We start from the raw sequence: 19,931 nt of genomic DNA on the forward strand, positions 1-19,931 counted from the left end.
TCCGCCAAGGGGAACAAGGGGGTTGAGGTGTCCTCCGGCTTACGGGCGATCGCCCGACTGGTCACGGCGATCGCGGCCATCACGGCCTACGTCGCGTTGCACTTGGCGGTCACGGCATGCCTGGACCTGCGGGCCCGTGACCGTTTCCACGAGGCCCCGGCGCAGGCCGCCGCCTTCCTCGCCGCGCTGGACCGCCAGGCCGACGGAGAACGTTCCGCACGCGCCCACATCCGCCGGATCGACGCGTGGTTCGACCAGAACGCCCCCGTGCGGGGAAGCCGGTCCACGGTCTCCTCCGCCGCCGACTACGCCGAGGAGGGCAGGGTTTCCCTGGCCCGCAAGCAGGTCTCAGGGCTGGCGGAGGAGATCGAAGAGGATCAGGCACGGCTCGATCGGGAACTCAGCTCGTCGACTGACCTCGCACTGTATTTCGCGGCCCCCGCCGGGGTGCTTCTCGTGCCGGTGCTCCGGCTGCGGCACCGTCGCCGGTCGGGCGCCGCGGAGATCGTTGACGTGGTCAGCCGGTTCGTCCCGCCCCAACCGTGGTGGCGGCGACCGGTGTTCCTGATGGCCAGCTGGGTCGGATACGGGCTGTTCGCGTCGGGCTCCCTCGCCGTCGCCACGTCGGAACAGCGGGGCTACACCATGCCGCTGGAGACACAGGTGCTCCTGCTGCTCGGCGGCCTGGCCGCGCTGGGCGCCGGTGTCCTGATCCTGCGCTACTGCCGTCCGCGCTCGGCGCGCAGTGCGGCCCAGGCGTTGCTGGCCGACGGTCGTAGGCCCGTGCTCTACCTGCGCAGCTTCGCCGACGACGACACCGCGGCCTCGGTCGACGACGGGGCGCCGGTCAACATCCATTCGCGGGAGGAGCAGCTCGCGGGGGCGTTGAGCGCCTTCGGCCCCGTCATTGCGGTGGGCAAACCCGGGGAGCCGCTGCCGCGCCTGGGAGCGGCGCGGTTCTATCTGCCGCAGGACGACTGGCAGCCGGTGGTCCTGCGGCTGATGGAACTGTCCCAACTCATCGTGCTGGGACTGGGGTTGGGCGAGGGGCTCTGGTGGGAGGTCGAGCAGGCCCGAGCCACGCAGCCCGCACGGAAGCTGGTCCTGCTGGCGCCCGCCGGGCTGCCGGACGTGGCTGCCCGGCTGGACGAGCATCTGCCGACGCCGGCCCGACTGGACGAGGTGATCGCGGGCGACTCCTGGATCTCCGCCGTCATCGCCTTCGATCCCGATGGGACGCCCCGGGTGCACCCGGTGGGGCCCGTGTCCGACACGGCCCGACGCGGCGCGCTCGCGTCCCTCGTGGCCCGCGTGCGAGAAGCCGGCCGGTCGCCGATGATCCCCCTGAGCACGCCCGCGCACCAAGTGGTCCGCGCCGTGAAGGCCGCTCTGGCGTCGGTGGGGGTGCGTCGCCGGACGTTGGCCTGGCGGGGCGTTTTCGCCGTGCAGGCGGCATTGTGGAAGGGGTTCGCACTGGTCGTGTCCGTGGCCCTGCTGTCCTGGCTGGTGTCCCGGGCACGGCAGCTCTTCGCTCTCTGACACCGCCGTCCCCTGGCAGACGCCCACTGGGCCCTGACGGCGCCACAGCCAAGGTTGTGCCACCTGGCATCGTCTCGGGCACCGATTCACACGATTCACCCGAGGCCCCCTGGTGCGCCCCCGAAAAAGGAGAAACGGGGGACGTGTCAGGACACCGCGGAGTAGCATCCCGTCCAAGGATTGTTCTGCGGCTGCGCGGGATTCGGGGGAATCATGGACGGTCCACAGCAGGCTGTGCCGACGAGTGCGAGCCCGGCCGGTCCGGAGCGGTTCAGGAAGGTGACCGGCACGGCTACCGCCGCGGCGACACTGATCTTGCTGGTGCTCGTGGGTGAAGTCCTGGGCTCGACCTCCGACTGGCGCAACTACACGGTCGTCCACGACTACAAGGCCGGGGCGGCGACGATCGCGGATCTCGAGGCGGCCGATTCCTACGGGCAGCTGGTGTCGATCCCGACGCTCGTGGTGTGGATCTCCGCCGGTGTGGTGTTCCTGGTCTGGTTGTGGCGGGCGCGGGTCAACGCCGAGCTGTTGGGTGGTGCCGCCGCACAGCGTCGTTCCCGGGGCTGGGTGGTGGGCGGCTGGTTCACGCCGGTGGCCAACCTGTGGGTTCCGTACCAGGTCATGTCAGATATCTGGCGGGCCAGCGCAGCCCGGCGGCCGGTTCCCAATGGCCTGGTCATGGCCTGGTGGGCGCCGCTCGTGGTGAGCACGATCATCGGCCGGGCCGTCGCCAAGATCTACCTGTCGGAGGAGATCACCGAGGAGAGTCTGCTGAGCGCCGCGAAACTGTCCACCCTGAGCACGGTGCTCGATGCGGTCGCCGGTGTGCTGGTGGTTCTCCTCATCAGGCGCATCACCGCGTGGCAGACCCAACGGCTCGTGCAGCACGCAGGGTGAATCACGGTGCCCCAGTCAGGCCGCACGCGCACCCGCTGCGGCCCGATTGGCCTCGACATGACGCAGGTAGGTCATGCGAGCAGTCTCCCCAAGCACAGCAGGCAATGCAGCAGAACGAAGATCCACGGGATCATCCGCTCGCTGAAGCCGAGTTCGGCGTAGCGCACCCGTCTGGGGATCTCGGGTGTGCGCGTCAGCTGTCTCCACTCATCGGTGAAGACCTGGACCGGCAGCTGCGTCTCGATCGCGTTGATGACCGCGAACTTCGCTCGGTTCAGGTCACGGTAGCTCCGCAGCTGCAGCCACCAGGTCATCGAGATCGCCACCCCCGCCAGGGCGATGACCGGCGCAACCCACACCGGTTCTGCTCGCAGGTTCGGCAGCGCGACGCCGACCACGCTGACGAAGGCCGTCTGGATGGTGAGGAAGAAGGCGTTCGCCTGGCCCCGCCGCGCGGACACCCGGTCGGCCATCTCCACGGCCAGCTTGTACAGCTCCAAAACCGACAGCGAGGGCTCGCGAACCACTTCGGGGGTGTCGCCGGCCGAGGACGCCTCCGGGAGGGAGGGCGGTGCACTGCGCGGATCAGGCATCACGCCCACCATGATGACGCCCCGGCAGATCCGGGGAGCCGGTCATGGCTGTCGATACGCTTTTTGACGTATGACGCGGCGCCGGATGCGGGGAGTCACCGCGTCCTGGAGAAGTGAGCCGGGCCGGACGGCCCGGCTCGTCAGGCGTTCCCGCAGGGCTGGAGAGTCAGGCGAGCCCGATGCTGCGGGGAAGCGTCAATGCCGAGTCCGCGTGGAGCGTGATGCGCACCGGTGCGGAGGCGGTGGTGTCCAACGGCGACTCCCCGGTGCCGAGGTTGCGGACGTAGCGCGGATGGGCGCCTCCGCTGATCTGCCAGCGTATGCGGTGTCCGACGGCGAAGCGGTGGGCGGTGGCGCTCATCGGCACGGTGACCTGCGAGGGCACCTGTTCGGCTGTCCGGAGCCGGCCCAGCCCGTCACAGATGTTCACGGAGCGGCCCTGTGGGTCCACATCGCACAGGCGGGTGAAGACGTCGGCGTGGCCGGTGTCCGTGGAGATGGTCAGCCGTGCGGAGACCGGGCCGAGGATCTCCACGGGCTCGGTGAGCGGGGGGCCGGTGAACGTCAGTACGTCGTCGCGCGCCTCCAAGGTGCGGTTGTCGCGAGCGCCGGCGGTGCGGGAGAGCAGCGGGCCGCCGATGGACGGGGTGGGGTCGCCCGGGTCGTAGCGGAAGGACGTCAGTGGTGCGGAGTCCGTGGGAGCCTGCTCGGTGAGATGCCCCTGCGCGGTGGGGAACCACGGCGTGACGGCCGGGGCCGGCGGCCAGTCATCGATGTCCCGCCAACCGTCGTCGCCGCCGACGTGTACGCGCACCCGTGTGGAACCGAGGCCGGAAGGATCGCCGTTCAGGTGCGCGCGCAGCCAGGCGAGGCTCTCGGCGAACACCTCGGGCCAGCCCTGTTGCACCGCGGAGGTATGCGTCCAGGGGCCGACGAGCAGGGCGGTCTCGCATCCGGCCCGGCGCAGTCGGTCGTACTGGTCGAGGGTCTGGTCGAGCAGTACGTCGTGCCACCCGCCGACCAGACTTGTGGGCACCTTCAGCCGATCCAACGCCTCGGCCACCGAAGTACCGCGCCAGAACGCGTCGTTGGCGTCCGGATGCGTCATCACGTCGTCCAGCCAGGGAATGTCACCGAGGGCGGCCACGTAGGAGCGGCGCAGCGGCTGCCCGGTGGTGATGTCGCGCAGGCGCCGGTGCAGACGCAGGCCCGCCTTCAGCAGCGGTACCGCCCCTTGGTGCTGATACGTCATGCCTGCGCCGACGGCCAGGGCGGTCTCCAGGTGGAGCACACCGTCCGTGTAGAAGAGGGCGCATGGGTCGTGCAACCCCATCTGCACCACCATCGCCTTCAGCTCCGGTGGCGGGTCCGCGGCCAGGGCCCACTGCACGTATCCCAGGTAGCTGGGGCCGACCGTCCCCAGTGTTCCGTTGAACCAGGGTTGTTCGCGCAGCCAGGACACGGTGGCCCGGCCGTCAGCGGCCTCGTTGCGCCACGGATCGAGCGCACCGCCTGATCCGCCGGTGCCGCGGCAGCTCTGCAGGACCACGTGGAAACCCTGTTCGGCGAAGAGCATGCCGTACATGGGGGACCACGGCAGGCCCCTGCCGTACGGCGAGCGCACCAGGAGGGTGGGGAAGTCGCCCTCGGCACGCGGGAAGTAGTGATCGGTGATCAGCGGACTGCCGTCGGCGGCCGGCACCACCAGTCCCGGCTCCCACCCGGCGTCATGCAGCTTGGCCGGGAGACGGCGCCACGTCGCCCTCATCATCCGTGAGGACAGTGGCGGCTTCGCAGTTGGCGGTACCCAGGACGGCCTGGCCTTGGTTCCGGGCATGCGTGATGACATGGTTCCCCCTCCTCTATTACGTACACTGTACGAGGATAGGGGATACGGGGATGCCCTTCGCAAGGGCATCCGCAAGAGCCGCCGCGGGGGCATCCACACGTCAGGGGAAGGAGCGTGAGCGTTCACGAAGCGGGAGGCTGGTCTTCCTCAGTCGTTGAGCAGCCGCCATGCGGTGAGCGCGAGCCTGGCGCGCATCAGCCCGGTGGGTTCGGTGAGTTCGATGCCCAGTGTCCTGCCGAGCTGTTCGAGTCGGCGGGCGACGCTGCTGTGGTGCAGGTGGAGGAGGTCCGCGGCCCGGCGCAGGGAGCCGGTGGCGCAGTAGGTTTCCAGGGTTTCCAGATCTTCCGGGTGGTCGGCCAGGCGGGCGAGGGCGACCACGTCGGCGTTGTTGCGTGCGGCGTCCTGAGGTACCTCGGCGAGCAGCGCCAGCGCGCCCAGGTCGGCGTAGTGGACGACCGGCTGGCGTGGGGTGGTGAAGCGCAGGGCGGTGCGGGCTTCCCTCCAGGACCGGTCCGGGGTTTCGGCGGCGCCGAGGCCCGCGCGCACGTCTGCCGGCAAGCGGGTCGGATCGACGGCGGTGGCCAGGATGACGCCCACCTGGGCGACGGGTGCCGCCTTCACCGGGCGGCCCGGGCAGAGGAGACTGCCGATCCGGTCGAGCGGGAGCTGGGACCGTACGGCGACGACGCGTACCGGCAGGTCGGCGGCGAACCCCAGGAGTCGTAGTGCCCGGGCACGGGCCGCCTCGTCGCTGTCGGCGCTGATGGCCAGTTCGACGAGGGCCGGGTCGGCCATGGTGGTCCGGGCCGGGCCGTACCGCTCGGCGACGGCCGCCACGGCGATGGCGAGCCGGTCCAGCAGCAGCTCGTCGAGATCGAGTGAGGCAGGCGAGGCGGGCGGGCCAGGACGTTCCAGCCACACCGTGCCGATCTCCTCCTCATCGAGCGTGACCGGCGCCGAGGTGGACGCGGGGGCCGGCGGGGCGGCCGCCTGCCTGCCGTCGGGTGCCATGCGGATCACCCGCCCCGTGCTGTGGAGTTGGATCCCCACCACACACTCGGCCAGGCCCGCCGAGGCCCGGGCGAGCGCCGGGAGGTCCACGCGTCGGCGCATCAGCGTGTCGTAGAACGCGACGACGCGGATCGCGCCCTCGACGTACGAATCCATTCCTGACAGCCGTACGGCCAGTGCCTCCATGACAGGAGGATAGGGCTCCGCGGCGGGGAGGGAGGCGCCGATCGGCGCGCGATCGGGCGGGTATGCCCGACAGTTGGCGGGTGATCTCGGGGATCGCTCCCGCGAGGATGGTCGGCATGGATCCCGAACTCGAAGCCTTCATACCGTTGTTCCCCGACGTCAACCTGATCGACCCGGTCACCGAGCGCAAGAACTTCGCCGACCTGGCGGCCAAACTGCCGCCACCGGACACCGCGGGAATGGAGATCGAGGACCGCACGGTCCCCGCCGAACCGGACGTGCCGGTACGGATCTACCGCCCGCACCAGGCGCAGGGTGCGCTCGTGTGGCTGCACGGCGGTGGATACGTCTACGGGGACCTCAACACCGAGCATCCGTGGGCCACCCGGATCGCAGAGGAATCCGGGGCGACGGTGATCTCGGTCGGCTACCGGCTGGCTCCCGAGCACCGGTTCCCGGCCGCCCTGGACGACGCCTACGCCGTACTGATCTGGACGGCCGAACACGCGGCCGAGCTCGGTATCGACCCCGAGCGGATCGCGGTCGGAGGGCACAGCGCCGGCGGAGGGCTCGCGGCCGCGCTGGCCTTGCGGGCCCGCGACCGGCAGGGGCCGCCAATCCGCTTCCAACTGCTCAACCAGCCCGAGCTCGACGACCGGCAGGAATCCTGGTCGGCGCGGCACTTCACCGAAACGCCCTGGATGAATCGCGCCAAGGTCACCGCGTCGTGGCGGCACTACCTGGGCTCCCAGTCCGCCACGCCGTACGCGGCCCCGGCACGGGCCGCCGACCTGTCCGGTCTGCCACCCACCTACATGGCCACCGCGGAACTCTGCCCGAACCGCGACGAGGACATCGCCTACGCGCTGCGCCTGCTCCAGGCCGGCGTCTCGGTCGAGCTGCACCAGTGGCCCGGCACCTTCCACGGCTCGCAGGCGATCCTGTCCGCCGAGATCTCGCAGCGGCAGATCGCCGAACTCGCCGCCGCCCTGCGCCGCGGCGTGGCCGAGTGAGGCTCAAACACTCCTGACCGACCGGGGCGGTCGCGCCCTGATCGAGTGCGCCGTGGACGAGCCCTGACCGAGCGGGCTGGACCCCGGCCGAGCCCTGGCTGAGCTCTGTCTGATCCGTATGTGCGCTCTGCCTGGGCCCTGATTGTCGAACGCACCGGGAGAGTCCCCGGTGCGCCCAAGAACCATGAGAGGACGAGTGTCGTGAAGAACCGACTGGCCGCAAACGGAGACGTGGGCGCGCCGAGCGTGGGTGCAGGCACGGTCGCGGCGGCCCCCGCGCCCGACGAGACGGGAGCCGTGCCGGCCGGCAGCACGAGCCCGTCCACCGGCTTCGATCCCGCGGAGCTGCAGTCCGCCCTGGACGGCATCCACCGTGCGGGGATGCCGGGCATCTACGCCGAGGTACGTGACTCCGGCCAGGTATGGCGCGGCGCGTCCGGCGTCGCCGACGTCGATACCGGTCGCCCCGTCACTCCCGACATGCGCCACCGCGTCGGCAGCGTCACCAAGACCTTCACCGCCGCCGCGATCCTGCAGCAGGTCGAAGAGGGCCGGATCGAGCTCGATGCGCCGATCGGCCACTATCTGCGGCGGCTGGTACCGGGAGAGCGCGGCGAAAGCATCACGGTCCGGATGCTGCTCAACAACACCAGCGGCATCCCCGATTACCTCCCCTCCGCCTTCCCGTCCTTCCGCGGCTTCCCTTCGCTGTCCGACGTCTCACCCGAGAGCCTGGACGACAACCGGTTCCGGACGTTCCACCCGACCGAACTGATCGAAATGGGGCTCACGGCGCCTCCCGTCGGCGAGCCCGGAAGCCCGACCGGGACATACTCCAACACCAACTACCTGCTCCTCGGCCAACTCCTGCAGCAGGTCACCGGCGCCCCGGCGGAGGAGTACATCACCCGGAAGATCATCGAGCCCGCCGGGCTCCACCACACCGAATTCCCCACCGGCCCGCACATCGAGGGACCGCACTCGCGGATGTACGAGTCGCTGTTCGGCCTGATCGACCCGCCACGCGACTACAGCGTCTACGACGCCTCCTGGGTGAGCACCGGAGCCGCGCTGGTATCGACCATGGAGGACCTCAACGACTTCTACGGCCAACTGCTCAACGGCGAGATCGTCAACCATTCATCGCTGACGCAGATGCAGCGCACCGTGCCGGTCCGCGCCCTGGACGGGACGATGATCAACTACGGCCTCGGCCTGCACAAGGTCACGTTCCCGGGTTGCGGCACCTTCTGGGGCCACGACGGCACCGTCTGGGGCGCCTCCACACTCTCCCTGACCAGCGCAGACGGAAAGCGGCAGATGTCCCTCGCGATGAACCTCGCGAGGTGGAACAAGATCGACTCTTCGGGGAAGCCGCAACGCCATCCCATCGACGACGCGCTGTCGACCCTGTACCGGCGAGCGGTGTGCGGCGACGGAACCCACCAGGCCAAGCCCGGGCAGCCGACGTGACCTGCCCTTTCCACCATCCGATGAAAGAACACCGCAGGAAGGACCTCCCGGCATGACTCTCACCCCCATCGATCTCTTCTCCTCCTTCATCCACCTTCGCCAAGACGGCCAGGTGCGCGCTGAGCAGCCTGTGTTCGACGCCGAGCGGGAGGGCTGGCAGTTGATGGCCTTCCGTGTGCAGACCGACGCCGAGGTGCACGCCGACCACTGGGAAGTCCACTCCGACGCGGACGAACTCGTGTCCTGCCTCACCGGGGGAATACGCCTCGTCCTCCGCCCGGATCAGCCGGGAGACAAGGAAGAGGAGATCAAGCTGACGGCTGGCACCGCAGCCATCGTGCCGCGCGGACGATGGCACCGCATGGCACTGGACGCCCCCAGCGACATCCTGTCCGTCACCCTGCCGCGGGGCAGCCGCCTGGAGAAGCGCACCGAAGCCTAGGCCGGGGCCGGGCCACCCGTGGGCGGGGCCATCCCACCGGCATGACGCTGTCCGTTCGTCGCGGACGCGGTCCGTGCGTAGCGGACGAAAGGAGGCAAAGACAAAGGCAAGGAGTTACCCACTCCTTGCCACTCTCAACATATAGCGCATAGGGGGCCTTGCGGCAAGGCCCCCTTCGTGCCGCACAATCACCGGCCGAAGCCCACACCTACCAACAACGGGTGTCGCACAGTGCGGGTGTTGTCGTCGACGTATGGGGCGGTCGAGGCCACCGGGTTCGTCACACCAGCTCCAGACACGTTCCAGACACATTGCCGCGCGCAAGGGTCGCGAGCCGGCGACCTCAGATCGGAGCCAATGCCGTGAACCCGCTGACCACCAGCGTGTTTGACCTTCCCGACCACCTCTCCCCCAAGGCCGACCCGTCGCTGATCGCCGGCGACGAGCAGCACTTCGCGGCCATCGCGGAGAGCCTCCAGCAGACCATCGCCGAACTGTCGGACCGCCTCGACGCCGAGCGCAAGGCGCCCGGTGGCATGGGCCGGCAGGCGATGGACCGGGACGCGGAGATCCACCGGCTCACCGCCCGCCTGCGCGCACTGCGTCGCTTCGGTCTGGACCTGTGCCTCGGGCACATGGTCAGCGCGGACAACCCCGAGCCCGTGTACATAGGACGACTCGGCCTCACCGACAGCGCGGGGCGTCGGCTGCTGGTCGACTGGCGCTCCCCCGCCGCCGAACCGTTCTTCGGAGCCACCCACGCCAACCCGATGGGACTGGCAAGCCGCCGCAGGTACCGCTGGACCGGTGGCCGGATCAGCGACTACTGGGACGAGGTGTTCACCGCCGACGGGCTTGAACGGCACGCCGCGCTGGACGACCAGTCGGCCTTCATCGCCAGCCTGGGCGGCAACCGCTCGGCACGGATGCGAGACGTGCTCGGCACCATCCAGGCCGACCAGGACGCCATCATCCGTGCGGGATCCCGCGGCGCTCTCGTCGTCGACGGCGGTCCGGGTACGGGCAAGACCGTCGTCGCCCTGCACCGCTCCGCCTACCTTCTCTACTCCGACCCTCGCCTCAGTCACCACCGCCGGGGCGGTGTGCTGTTCGTCGGACCGCACCGGCCCTACCTGGCCTACGTCGCCGATGTCCTGCCCAGCCTCGGAGAGGAGGGGGTGCAGACGGCCACCCTGCGGGACCTTGTCGACGAGGGAGCCACAGCAGCCGTAGAGGCCGATCCGGACGTGGCCCGCCTGAAGTCGTCCGCAGGCATGGTGAGGGCGATCGAGACGGCCGTGAGGTTCTACGAGGAGCCGCCCGCCGAGGGGATGACGGTCACGACTGACTGGGCCGACATCTGGCTGAGCGCCGACGACTGGGCCGAGGCGTTCGACGCACCAGAGCCAGGCACTCCGCACAACGAGGGGCGCGAGCAGGTCTGGGACGAACTGGTCGCGATCCTGCTGGACAAGCTCAACGCCGACGTCTCGCCCGACCTCTTCCGGAGGTCGCTGGCGCACGACGAAGAGCTGGTCACCACCCTCAACCGCGCATGGCCGCTGCTCGAAGCCGCCGACCTCGTCGGCGACCTGTGGTCGGTCCCCGCCTACCTGCGGCTGTGCGCTCCCTGGCTCAGCCGCGACGAGATCCGCACACTGCAGCGCAAGGAAGCCCCCCAGGCCTGGACGGTGTCCGACCTGCCGCTCCTGGACGCGGCACGGCAGCGGCTCGGCGACCCGGAGGCCGCCCGGCGCAAGCGCCGGCACGAGGCCGTCCTCGCCGCCCAGCGCGAGCGCATGACGCAGGTCGTCGACAACCTCATCGAGGCCGCAGCCAGCTCCGGGGCCGACGGTGACGACGGCGAAGGTCTGGTGACGATGCTGCGCGGCGCGGACGCCCAGGTCAGCCTGGTCGACGAGTCCGAACTGCCCACCGCCGACCTGGACCGGCTCGCCGGTCCCTTCGCGCACATCGTCGTGGACGAGGCCCAGGAACTGACCGACGCCGAATGGCAGATGCTGCTGCTGCGCTGCCCGTCCCGGAGCTTCACCATCGTCGGGGACCGCGCCCAGGCCAGGCACGGGTTCACAGAGACCTGGCAGGAACGGCTCGAACGGATCGGTCTCGACCGGATCAACCTGGCCTCCCTGAGCATCAACTACCGCACGCCGGAAGAAGTCATGACGGAAGCCGAGCCGGTCATCCGGGCCGTGCTCCCGGACGCCAATGTGCCGACCTCCATCCGCAGCAACGGCATCCCCGTCACCCACGGATCCGCCTCCGACCTGGACTCCCTCCTCACCACCTGGCTCGCCGCACACCCCGACGGAATCGCCTGCGTCATCGGCGATCCCACGTTCCCGACGACCTCCCGCGTCCGGTCGCTGACTCCGGAGCTGTCGAAGGGGCTCGAGTTCGACCTGGTCGTCCTCGTCGATCCGGAGGAATTCGGCGAGGGCATCGAAGGAGCGGTGGACCGCTATGTGGCGATGACCCGAGCGACCCAGCAACTCATCATCCTCACGAGGCACTGAGCCGTATCGACCGGTGGCCAATGGTCGGCTTTAAGTGAGTTGCCGCACTCGGCGCAGAGGGACAAGGCCGGAAACTCGGCCAGTCGTGAACAGCTCTGCAGTCATCACGACCTATTGGACCAAGACTCGGGTGACCTCGTGCGGGTGATCGTAGGGCCGCAATTCCCATTGATCGCCTCCTGTCCCCGTGCGCGTTCGCACTGATCAGGTCGCCCGTGTGAGGGCCGGCACCGTCAATACCAGTCCTGACACGGTGGCGAGCAAGGTCGGTGATTGACCGCAAAATACCGGGGAAACCGCTCGTAGTCGGAGATCCTGCCGACAGCGCTCACCACACTGCCCACTCGAAAGACCGCGCCTCACCTCGTGCCTTGTGACTGTTGGGGAGGTACGGTGACTTGCGATCGCGCTCATCGCTGCGAAGTTAGGACACACATGACTGACTCCGTTCCCATGACTGACTCCGTTCTCCTCCAGACCATCGAAAACCTCAAAAGCACCCTGCCGGGACTTGAGGAGCAGGAAAGGCTGTTGCGCGAGCAACTCGAAGGCGTGGTCCAACGGGCCAGCTCCACCCGCGAGGCCCTGGAGCACCTGCGCGTCCTGACCGGCGCCGCTGCCCCGGTCGGCCAGTCTGCGCCCGCCACTGCCTCGCCGGGGCTTACGCCCGAGGAGCCGGCCGCGGTCGAACCGGCAGGCGACGCCGGCGAGGACTCGCCCGAGCCGAACGTGACTGTCGCGCCTGAGTCGGCCGGCGAGCCGGAGCGAGCGGCGTCCGTCGTGCCACAGCCACGTGCCGCAGCGTCTTCGCGCGCCAAGTCCAACACCGCCAAGTCCAGCGCCACCAAGCCCAGCGCCACCAAGGCCAGCACCGACAAGAAGCGCGCCACCAAGAAGACGGCGGCAAAGAAGGCGACGCCGAACAAGGCGACGAAGAAGACCGCCGCGCCCGCAACGCCGAAGGCGAAGAAGGCGGCTTCCAAGCGGGCCGCCACCGCCCAGCCGGCTGACGAGGGCGCGGGCAAGCTCATCGATGCCGCGCTCGCCGTGCTCAAGAATTCCGGCGCGCCGATGCGTGCGCGTGAGATCAACGCGGCGCTGGGACGGGAGGCCACCCCGGGCCAGATCGAATCCGTTCGCAACACCCTCGATCGGGTCGCGAAGCAGCAGAAGCTGGTGACGCGTCCGGGGCGGGGCACGTACGCGGCAGTCTGACCTCACCTACCTGCCAGGCAGGCACGTCACACACCTGCCAGGCAGGCGGGGCGCCTTCGTCGAGCACGGCGCCGTCGCCCCGCATGCGGGTGGGACCGGAGGTGGGAAGCCCCGGCGACAAGATGATGGGCTGTGGAGACGTTCGAGCACTCCCAAGAGTGAGCGCCGCTCGCCCTGGCCACTGTTTCGCCCACCCGGAAACCCATTGAGTGGGCGATCTTGAGCGTGGTATCACTTCGTGGTTCCTCACATGGTCACGGGATACGTAAGGGGTCGGCGGCGTGCCACTCGGAGAACTGGTCACACTGCGGGCGATGGGCCCGGCGGATGCCGACGCGCTGTGGCGCTGGAATCACGACCCCGAGGTCATGCGGTGGATGGACGACACCTATCCGCACTCGGTCGAACAGGTCCGCAAGTGGCAAGCGGAACGCCCCCGCAACGCCTACGGCGACTTGCTCCTCGGCATCGAGGCTCTCGCCGACGGCACGCTCATCGGCCTGGTCATGCTGCAGGACGCCGAGCCGGAGAAAGGCATCGCGAAACTCGACATCTACCTGGGCGAGAAGTCGTACTGGGGCAAGGGTTACGCCACCGATGCGATGCGGACGATCTGCCGCTACGGCTTCGAGGACATGCGTCTGCACAAGGTGACGCTGACCGTGGTCACGGAGAACCATGCCGCGCGCAGGGTTTACGAGAAGGTCGGCTTCGTCGAGGAGGGCCGTCTTCGTCAGGTCTTCCGCCGGGACGGCAAGTGGTACGACATGTTCACGATGGGCCTGCTGGCGAGCGAACTCCGCTGAGCCGAGGGCTGGTGGCCACCGCGTGCCGGCCACCAGCCCACCAACCCCCGGAGTCGTCAGTACGTCACGGTGATCCGCCGCGCCGGGCCGTCCACGCGCACCAGGCCGCCGTACGGGATCACCAGTTGCGGGTCGGTGTGCCCGAAGTCCACGTCGAAGACCGCCATGCTGTGCGGGGCGTACGTAGCCAGCGCGCGCAGCACCGCCTCGCGCTGTTCAACGGCGTAACGCCGCTTGCTCTCCGCATTGTTCGGCTGGTCGAAGGACCAGGCTTTGGCGCGGGCCATCAGCAGAGCGGGAAAGCGGGCCAGGAGGCCACGTTCGCCCATGTTGCGCAAGATCCGGAAGACCTCTTCCCCGCTGGGCAACTCCTCGGAGGTCTCCAGGAAGAGCACACTGCCTTCATAGGCGGCACAGTCACGTTCGATCTCGCGGTCCGCCATCAACAGCCAGGACAGGATCTCCACGTTGCCGCCCCAGGACCGCCCCTCGACGACCCGCTCGGGCTGATGCCAGACCCAGCCCTCGGCGGGCTGCGCATCCGGCTCCACGTCGAAGGTAGCCGGATCCGCCCAGTCACGGGAGGTGTCGCCGTAGCGCTGTACGGGACGGAGTTCGTACGGACCGGAGGTGAAGAGTGCCGCCCGCACCGAGTCGGCGGTGATCGGGTGGAGGGCGTAGGGGCGACCGAGCTCGGTCATCACAGCGGCCCCGTGGTAGCCGACGATGCCCAGATTGCGCAGAGCGATCAGCAGGTTGGTGTTGTCGCTGTAGCCGAAGAACGGCTTGGGGTGGGCGCGGATCAACTCCCGGTCGAGCAGTGGGAGCACGGTGATCTGGTCGTCACCTCCGATGGTGGCCATCACCGCCTTGATGGTCGGATCGGCAAACGCGGCATGGATGTCGTCGGCACGTTCCTGGGGCGTGGCACCCATCTTCCGCGTGGCAGGGTATTCCACCGGTTCCAGACCGAAGTCCTCGCGCAGCCGCTTGAGCCCCAACTCGTAGGGAAGCGGCAGGGCTCCCGGCAGGCCGGAGGACGGCGAGATGATCGCTATGCGGTCGCCGGGCGCGGGCTTGGGCGGATATGTGGGTGAGCTCATGCAGGTGAGCGTAGGACCGGCGCTTTCGCTCGCTCACCTCCATTTCCGGCGAGCCCCTCCTTCGGGCCATCGGTCGGTCCACGAAATCGGTTTGCCGGAGCAGCACGATCGGCCAAGCTGGGACCATGCCTCGCAGAATCATGTTCGTGCAGCTCAAAACGGGCTATGACACCGATCGCGGACCCTCGTGGATCGGGTGGGTGGACTTCTCCAAGACGTGGAAAACGGCCTATTTCCAGGGGCGGACCCTGCGGCGGGCCACCGGCCTCGGCCTGTCCGACGCGAACTTCTACGACGTCGAAACCCATGAGGACTTCTGGGTCTCTGGACCGAAGCGCGACCGGAGCGACACGCGCTACGGACCGGACGGGCCGACCATAGAGGACGATGCCGCAGACGCTTACCGGGCCTTTCTCCAGGGGGCGCCGCTGCCCGGCCGGGAGGACGGATAGACCCGCTCGTGCGTCAAGCGCCCGACGGCTCGGCTTGCGAGCGTCCCAGGATGAGGAACTCGTTCCCTTCGGGGTCGGCAAGCAGCTGTCGGCGTGACTCGCCCGTGGCGATGTCCGTCCTTTCGATGTCCGCCCTGTTCATGTCCACGGGTGAGGCACCGGCGGTCAGCAGGCGCTTCGCCTCGGCCGCGGGATCGCTGCCGGCGCTGGCCATGAGGGCCGACTGAAGGCGGTTCGGGCCCTCCTTGGGAGCCACTGGTGGGCCCATGACCAGCGTGGGTCCGTCGCCGGCTGCCGAGGTGAGACTGATACCCCAGTCACCCTCGTCCACGATGGACCAGCCGCTCGCCTCCGCCCAGAACCGGCCCTGGCTGCCCGGATCGGCGGCGTCCTGGCATATCTGGGCAAGCCGACCGTGCGAACCCGCCCTGGGCAGGACACAGAATTCGTTGCCCTCCGGATCAGCGAGCACCTCCCACGGCACCGCGCCCTGGCCGATGTCCAGGCGGGTGGCGCCCAGGGCGAGCAGGCGCCGCACTTCGTCCGCGTCGCCCGCGAGATCCAGGTGTACCCGGTTCTTCGCGGTCTTCGGCCGCAGCGAGCGGACGAACAGCAGGCCGACATCGCCCGCGCCGCGTGGGCGGACGCTCGTACCGTCAGCGATCGAGCCCTCGGCGATCGAGCCACCGGCGGTCGGTTCCCATTCCAGGGCCTGTGCCCAGAAGCGGGCCAGGCGCCGTGGGTCCGACGCCTCGACGACGACCGTGGTCAGCTTCGTTGATATGCCGAGGTCCTTTCCCTCCAGACCGTCAGTTGTGATTCGGTGAAGGGTAGTTGCAGGGCGATGCCCTCGATCGGGCTTTTCCGATCCAGGAGGTCCAGGCCCGTGAGGCGCATGCCTACGCCCCGTCCGCGTACCGGCCGAGGTGGTGCTCGCAGGCCTCCTGGGCCGCGGTGGACAGCAGGTCGTACGAGCGGGTGAACAGCCGGTAGAGGGACGGGCCGTGGCGCCGGGCCAGGTCGGTGTGGTGCGTCAGCACGTCGAGTTCGTTGGCGGCGGTGATCTCCAGGAAGGCACGCAGGTCCGGTTCCGGCGGGGTGTGTTCCTGTCCTGTGCAGCGGTCGCGGAAGAGCACCGGGCGATCACTCCCGAACCGTGGATAGACGACGCCTCGGTCGCAACTGGCGTACAGGTAAACCAGCGCTTCTGCCCGTTCGCCGATCAGTTGGGACAAGGCTGGGCGCTCGGTGACGTCCAGCAGGGTTGGGGCGAACCCGTCCGTCCCGTACGCCGCGTGGCACAGCCCCGCGATCTGTACGGTGGTGTCGGCGCCCCAGTCACCCAGTAGTTGCGCGACGCGCCTCAGGTGGTGCAGGAGCGTTCCACCGGGGTGGGGCATTCGGTCGGCACCCCGTGCGCGCAGGAAGTCCTCGATCTCCGGCCACGCCGTCGCACGCCCCGGGCCGCCGGCCGAAGGGCCGTCGTCCAACGGGTCGATGCGCTGCATTACGCCGCCTCGATTGCTGTGCGGGCCACCTCTGCCACCAGGCGGGCCAGGGTCGGGGTCTCGACGCCGTGGGCGGCTCCGGCCCGCAGCACGGCTCCGCCGATGGCATCGAGTTCGAGCGGGCGTCCGGCCTCGGCATCGCGCTGCATCGAGGACTTCATCGTCTGCGGGGCACCGTCGAAGAACGACAGCAGGGTGTCGACAGTCATCGGCGCGCCTGCGGCCCGCGCCACGGCGGTGATCTCGTCCAGCACGGCGACCAGTTCCGGCCTCCGCTCGCTACGGACGGCTCCGAGGTCGGCTCGGTAGCGGGTGGTCAGCAGGGCGAACGGGGCGAGGAAGGCAAGCTTGTCCCAGATCATCGCGGTCTCGTCGGTGCGCAGCGTCACCCCAAGACCGGCCTGCCGCAGACAGTCCGCGAGCCGGTCGAGCGGTGCCGCGAAACCGGCGGGCGGTGCGGCGAAACCGGCGGGCGGTGCGGCGAGTTCGAGGCGGGCGAAGGGGCTGGTGTGGACGATGTGGCCAGGTGCCGTGCGGGTGGCCTCAACCTTGATCGTCCCTGCGACGACCCTGGCCGCGGGATAGCGCCGGCGGAGTACCGGGAGGTGGTCGAGGCCGTTGAGCAACGGGACCACCAGCGCGTCGCCGAGGATGTCGGCGGGGACCCGCCCAAGTGCCTCGTCCAGGGCGGTCTGCTTGACCGTGACGAAGACGGCGTCCACCGGCTCGCGCAGACACGTGTCGGCTTCCACCGCTGCGGTGAAGTGGCCGTACTGGGTGCTCTCGACGCGCAGGCCGTCGCGGCGCAGGGTGGCCGCGGTCCGCTCGCCGGCCAGGCAACGGACGCGGTGTCCGGCACGGGCGAGCAGGGCGCCGATCAGACCGCCGACGCCGCCGGGTCCGAGGACGGCCACCCTTGGGTTGCTTGTGCTCATGTGTGCTCCTCCAGTTGGCGACGGCGGCTCGGGGTCGGCGCGCTGCGGGTCGGCACCCGCCGTACTCCCGCGCGTCCGGATCGCATGGGAAGCAGTGGGCGGGTTGCCGCCCTGGGCCCTGGAACGATGATCAAGCCTGACCGAAACCCAAGTCAATCCCGGGGTTTGCTGTGTCATGCCCAAGCAACAGCTTGGAGGTTGCCATGACTCCAGGAGCGGGTGGGAGCGGCCACCGCGGTGGGATCGGTAGCGGCAGGTCCGAGCGGAGTTGCGGGTCTGTGCCGCGTCCGCCGAGCCAGGCGAGCAGGGCGTGGCCGGGGCCGGAAACGGTGGGGCCGGTCGAGGAGAGGTTCCAGGTCCGGTCGAGGTCTACGGCCTCGATCCGGGCGAGGGGGAAGTGCTGGGCCGCCAGTGCGGCGAGGGCGTCGTTGAGTGCCCAGGTGACGTAGTCGGCGGGCCAGTCGGCAGTGGTGTAGCCGAGGTTGAGATCGACGTGGTGGGTTTCGAGTTCGCGTCGGCAGCGGTGCAGGGTGAACCACGCCGGGTGGTGCCAGCCTGCCAGTGCGGTGACCGGCGTGGTCCAGCGGTCGACGGGCATGGCTGCCGCCTCGTCGAAGAGGAGGTCCAGGCTGCGGTTCAGATCGGCGACGAGGTGGGTGGCGGCGCGCCCGGCGCCTTCGCGCAGCGCGCGGTCCAGCGTGGCGGCGTCGGCCCGTGGTCCGGGCTCGGAGCCGGTGCGGGCGAGCGTCAGCAGCCACCGGTAGGCGTCGGCGCTGCGGGCGAGGTGGGTGACGACGTGGCCGCGACTCCAGTCGGGCAGCGCCGATGGTTCGCGCGCCTGCGGGTCGGTCAGCGCGTCGAGGGTGGTGCCGAGGCGTGCGGCGGAACTGCGGACGCTGTCGAGGACGAGCGCGATCTCAGCCGGCGCGATAGCGATGATGTCGGACACGGGCCCGTACACTACGGCCCGCCTGTGAGCATGTCACCCACGGCGGCGAAGCCCTCGGCGCGGGGCCTGTCGAGGGTCGAGCGCCACCCGGGAGGGATGGGCCTGCCTGCCGCTTCCGGTGGGTGATCCGGCTGGACGTGAGCGGCAGACAGGCAGACTGCGCGAGGTCAACTCTGCCTTGTGGGCGGAAGGTTGACAGACGCAGGCGACGGGATCGTGTCCCGGGTCGAGCCGTCGCGTTCGGGACGGACGTCAGAGGGCTATCCATTCCTTCGCGGTCGTGACCTCGTCGAGGATCTCGGGGAGCGGCTCGGTGCCGAGGCCCGGGCCGGTGGGGACGTCGAGGTGGCCGTCGGTGAGGACGAAGGGGGGCGTGATGTCGGTGGCGAAGTAGCGGTGGGAGCCGGAGGTGTCGCCGGGGAGGGTGAAGCCGGGCAGGGCGGCGAGGGCGATGTTGGCGGCGCGGCCGATGCCGGTTTCGAGCATGCCGCCGCACCAGACGGGGATGCCGTGGGCGCGGGCGAGGTCGTGGATGCGGCGGGCCTCCAGGTAGCCGCCGACCCGGGCCGGTTTGATGTTGATGACGGAGCAGGCGCCGAGGGAGATCGCCGCCGCGGCGTCGGCGGCGGACTCGATGGATTCGTCCAGGCAGATCGGGGTGCGCAGGATTTTGGCGAGCTGGGCGTGCTGGACCATGTCGTTGTTGGCGAGGGGCTGTTCGATCAGCAGCAGGTCGAAGGCGTCGAGTTTGGCGAGCTGCTGCGCGTCCACGAGGGTGTAGGCGGCGTTGGCGTCGACCTGGAGCAGGAGGTCGTCGCCGAAGCGTTCACGGACGGCACGGACCGGTTCGACGTCCCAGCCGGGTTCGATCTTCAGCTTGATGCGGACGTAGCCCTCGGCGACGTAGCGGTCGACGGCGTCGAGCAGTTCCGGGACGGAGTTCATGATGCCGACGGAGACGCCGCAGGGCACACGGTCCCGGGCGGCGCCCAGGTAGGAGCCGAACGACTCGCCGGCGAGGCGGAGTTGGGCGTCCAGGACCGCGGTCTCCAGCGCGGACTTCGCCATGTGGTGGCCGGTGAAGGGCTCCAGTGTCCGTCCCACCGCGGCAGCGTCCACGCCGTCCTTCGGCAGGGCGGGGATGAGGAACTTGCGCAGGACGTCCTGTGCGCCGTCGACGTACTCGGAGCAGTAGCGGGGCTCGGACATGGCCGCGCACTCGGCCCAGCCCTCGCCGTCGGAGGTGACGACACGGACCAGCAGTACGTCGCGGCGGGTCTCGACGCCGAAGGACGTGCGGAACGGGGCGACGAGCGGCATCGCGATCCGGCGCAGTTCGATGCCGGAGATCTTCGTCTTCATGGTCAGGTGACTCCTGTTGAGGGGGTGAGGCGTCGAGGTGTTGAGCGGTCGAGCGGCT

General features: G+C 69.5%; 18 protein-coding genes. 9 read left to right on the forward strand and 9 right to left on the reverse strand.

Annotated features, from left to right (window positions below; all coding sequences use genetic code 11):
- Positions 1-27 precede the first annotated feature (27 nt).
- Positions 28-1,539, forward strand: a complete 1,512-nt coding sequence (locus tag V2J85_RS06530; RefSeq protein WP_261957826.1) for a transferase — start codon at positions 28-30, stop codon at positions 1,537-1,539.
- A 213-nt stretch (positions 1,540-1,752) separates the two neighbouring features.
- Positions 1,753-2,439, forward strand: a complete 687-nt coding sequence (locus V2J85_RS06535) for a DUF4328 domain-containing protein (protein WP_330820890.1) — start codon at positions 1,753-1,755, stop codon at positions 2,437-2,439.
- A gap of 71 nt (positions 2,440-2,510) precedes the next feature.
- Here V2J85_RS06535 and V2J85_RS06540 read toward each other — a convergent pair whose 3' ends face one another.
- The 3 genes from V2J85_RS06540 to V2J85_RS06550 form a co-directional block, all read right to left on the reverse strand.
- The gene (locus tag V2J85_RS06540) at positions 2,511-3,032 is read right to left on the reverse strand and encodes a RipA family octameric membrane protein (RefSeq protein WP_261957824.1); all 522 of its coding nucleotides are present in this window, start codon (positions 3,030-3,032) and stop codon (positions 2,511-2,513) included.
- 166 nt (positions 3,033-3,198) lie between these two features.
- On the reverse strand, positions 3,199-4,800 hold the full coding sequence (locus V2J85_RS06545; protein ID WP_330821411.1) for a CocE/NonD family hydrolase: 1,602 nt from the start codon (positions 4,798-4,800) through the stop codon (positions 3,199-3,201).
- A gap of 228 nt (positions 4,801-5,028) precedes the next feature.
- A complete protein-coding gene (locus V2J85_RS06550) occupies positions 5,029-6,078 on the reverse strand; it encodes a helix-turn-helix domain-containing protein (RefSeq protein WP_330820891.1) in 1,050 nt (349 codons plus the stop codon).
- Between the two features lie 116 nt (positions 6,079-6,194).
- Between V2J85_RS06550 and V2J85_RS06555 the strand changes: the two genes are divergently transcribed.
- The 6 genes from V2J85_RS06555 (at position 6,195) to V2J85_RS06580 (ending at position 13,564) form a co-directional block, all read left to right on the forward strand.
- Entirely contained in the window at positions 6,195-7,091 is an 897-nt protein-coding gene (locus V2J85_RS06555) for an alpha/beta hydrolase (protein ID WP_261957822.1), read from the forward strand.
- Positions 7,092-7,472: 381 nt separating this feature from the next.
- On the forward strand, positions 7,473-8,564 hold the full coding sequence (locus V2J85_RS06560) for a serine hydrolase domain-containing protein (RefSeq protein ID WP_330821412.1): 1,092 nt from the start codon (positions 7,473-7,475) through the stop codon (positions 8,562-8,564).
- A gap of 52 nt (positions 8,565-8,616) precedes the next feature.
- A complete protein-coding gene (locus V2J85_RS06565) occupies positions 8,617-9,006 on the forward strand; it encodes a cupin domain-containing protein (RefSeq protein ID WP_261957821.1) in 390 nt (129 codons plus the stop codon).
- A 362-nt stretch (positions 9,007-9,368) separates the two neighbouring features.
- The gene (gene helR / locus V2J85_RS06570) at positions 9,369-11,543 is read left to right on the forward strand and encodes an RNA polymerase recycling motor ATPase HelR (protein WP_330820892.1); all 2,175 of its coding nucleotides are present in this window, start codon (positions 9,369-9,371) and stop codon (positions 11,541-11,543) included.
- A gap of 453 nt (positions 11,544-11,996) precedes the next feature.
- Positions 11,997-12,758, forward strand: a complete 762-nt coding sequence (locus V2J85_RS06575) for a superantigen-like protein SSL4 (protein ID WP_330820893.1) — start codon at positions 11,997-11,999, stop codon at positions 12,756-12,758.
- A gap of 281 nt (positions 12,759-13,039) precedes the next feature.
- Positions 13,040-13,564: a GNAT family N-acetyltransferase gene (locus tag V2J85_RS06580; protein ID WP_261957818.1), complete on the forward strand. Its 525-nt coding sequence runs from the start codon at positions 13,040-13,042 to the stop codon at positions 13,562-13,564.
- Between the two features lie 56 nt (positions 13,565-13,620).
- Here the strand turns inward: V2J85_RS06580 and V2J85_RS06585 are convergent, their stop codons facing one another.
- Positions 13,621-14,667 carry a S66 family peptidase gene (locus tag V2J85_RS06585; protein WP_330820894.1) on the reverse strand — a complete coding sequence of 349 codons (1,047 nt, stop codon included), beginning with the start codon at positions 14,665-14,667 and terminating at the stop codon, positions 13,621-13,623.
- A gap of 140 nt (positions 14,668-14,807) precedes the next feature.
- Here V2J85_RS06585 and V2J85_RS06590 point away from each other — a divergent pair, with 140 nt between their 5' ends.
- A complete protein-coding gene (locus V2J85_RS06590; RefSeq protein ID WP_330820895.1) occupies positions 14,808-15,119 on the forward strand; it encodes a hypothetical protein in 312 nt (103 codons plus the stop codon).
- A 13-nt stretch (positions 15,120-15,132) separates the two neighbouring features.
- Here the strand turns inward: V2J85_RS06590 and V2J85_RS06595 are convergent, their stop codons facing one another.
- The 5 genes from V2J85_RS06595 to menC all read right to left on the reverse strand — a co-directional run bounded on the left by V2J85_RS06595 (position 15,133) and on the right by menC (position 19,873).
- Entirely contained in the window at positions 15,133-15,939 is an 807-nt protein-coding gene (locus V2J85_RS06595; RefSeq protein WP_330821413.1) for a VOC family protein, read from the reverse strand.
- A gap of 79 nt (positions 15,940-16,018) precedes the next feature.
- Positions 16,019-16,627 carry a DUF6817 domain-containing protein gene (locus V2J85_RS06600; RefSeq protein ID WP_330820896.1) on the reverse strand — a complete coding sequence of 203 codons (609 nt, stop codon included), beginning with the start codon at positions 16,625-16,627 and terminating at the stop codon, positions 16,019-16,021.
- Entirely contained in the window at positions 16,627-17,562 is a 936-nt protein-coding gene (locus V2J85_RS06605) for a ketopantoate reductase family protein (protein WP_330820897.1), read from the reverse strand. Before V2J85_RS06605 ends, V2J85_RS06600 begins: the two co-directional genes overlap by 1 nt.
- 130 nt (positions 17,563-17,692) lie before the next feature.
- Positions 17,693-18,511, reverse strand: coding sequence for a maleylpyruvate isomerase family mycothiol-dependent enzyme (locus V2J85_RS06610; RefSeq protein ID WP_330820898.1), 819 nt, complete (start codon positions 18,509-18,511; stop codon positions 17,693-17,695).
- Positions 18,512-18,763: 252 nt separating this feature from the next.
- Entirely contained in the window at positions 18,764-19,873 is a 1,110-nt protein-coding gene (gene menC, locus V2J85_RS06615; protein ID WP_330820899.1) for an o-succinylbenzoate synthase, read from the reverse strand.
- Positions 19,874-19,931: the final 58 nt, after the last annotated feature.

The organism is Streptomyces bugieae (assembly GCF_036352915.1).
GTDB lineage: Bacteria > Actinomycetota > Actinomycetes > Streptomycetales > Streptomycetaceae > Streptomyces > Streptomyces endophytica.

Excerpts from the sequence above, each read along its gene's own strand:
- V2J85_RS06535 (WP_330820890.1), top strand. The coding sequence starts at position 1,753 with ATGGACGGTCCACAGCAGGCTGTGCCGACGAGTGCGAGCCCGGCCGGT.
- V2J85_RS06540 (WP_261957824.1), bottom strand. The coding sequence starts at position 3,032 with ATGCCTGATCCGCGCAGTGCACCGCCCTCCCTCCCGGAGGCGTCCTCG.
- V2J85_RS06545 (WP_330821411.1), bottom strand. The coding sequence starts at position 4,800 with ATGAGGGCGACGTGGCGCCGTCTCCCGGCCAAGCTGCATGACGCCGGG.
- V2J85_RS06550 (WP_330820891.1), bottom strand. The coding sequence starts at position 6,078 with ATGGAGGCACTGGCCGTACGGCTGTCAGGAATGGATTCGTACGTCGAG.
- V2J85_RS06555 (WP_261957822.1), top strand. The coding sequence starts at position 6,195 with ATGGATCCCGAACTCGAAGCCTTCATACCGTTGTTCCCCGACGTCAAC.
- V2J85_RS06560 (WP_330821412.1), top strand. The coding sequence starts at position 7,473 with ATGCCGGGCATCTACGCCGAGGTACGTGACTCCGGCCAGGTATGGCGC.
- V2J85_RS06565 (WP_261957821.1), top strand. The coding sequence starts at position 8,617 with ATGACTCTCACCCCCATCGATCTCTTCTCCTCCTTCATCCACCTTCGC.
- V2J85_RS06575 (WP_330820893.1), top strand. The coding sequence starts at position 11,997 with ATGACTGACTCCGTTCTCCTCCAGACCATCGAAAACCTCAAAAGCACC.
- V2J85_RS06585 (WP_330820894.1), bottom strand. The coding sequence starts at position 14,667 with ATGAGCTCACCCACATATCCGCCCAAGCCCGCGCCCGGCGACCGCATA.
- V2J85_RS06590 (WP_330820895.1), top strand. The coding sequence starts at position 14,808 with ATGTTCGTGCAGCTCAAAACGGGCTATGACACCGATCGCGGACCCTCG.
- V2J85_RS06600 (WP_330820896.1), bottom strand. The coding sequence starts at position 16,627 with ATGCAGCGCATCGACCCGTTGGACGACGGCCCTTCGGCCGGCGGCCCG.
- V2J85_RS06605 (WP_330820897.1), bottom strand. The coding sequence starts at position 17,562 with ATGAGCACAAGCAACCCAAGGGTGGCCGTCCTCGGACCCGGCGGCGTC.
- menC (WP_330820899.1), bottom strand. The coding sequence starts at position 19,873 with ATGAAGACGAAGATCTCCGGCATCGAACTGCGCCGGATCGCGATGCCG.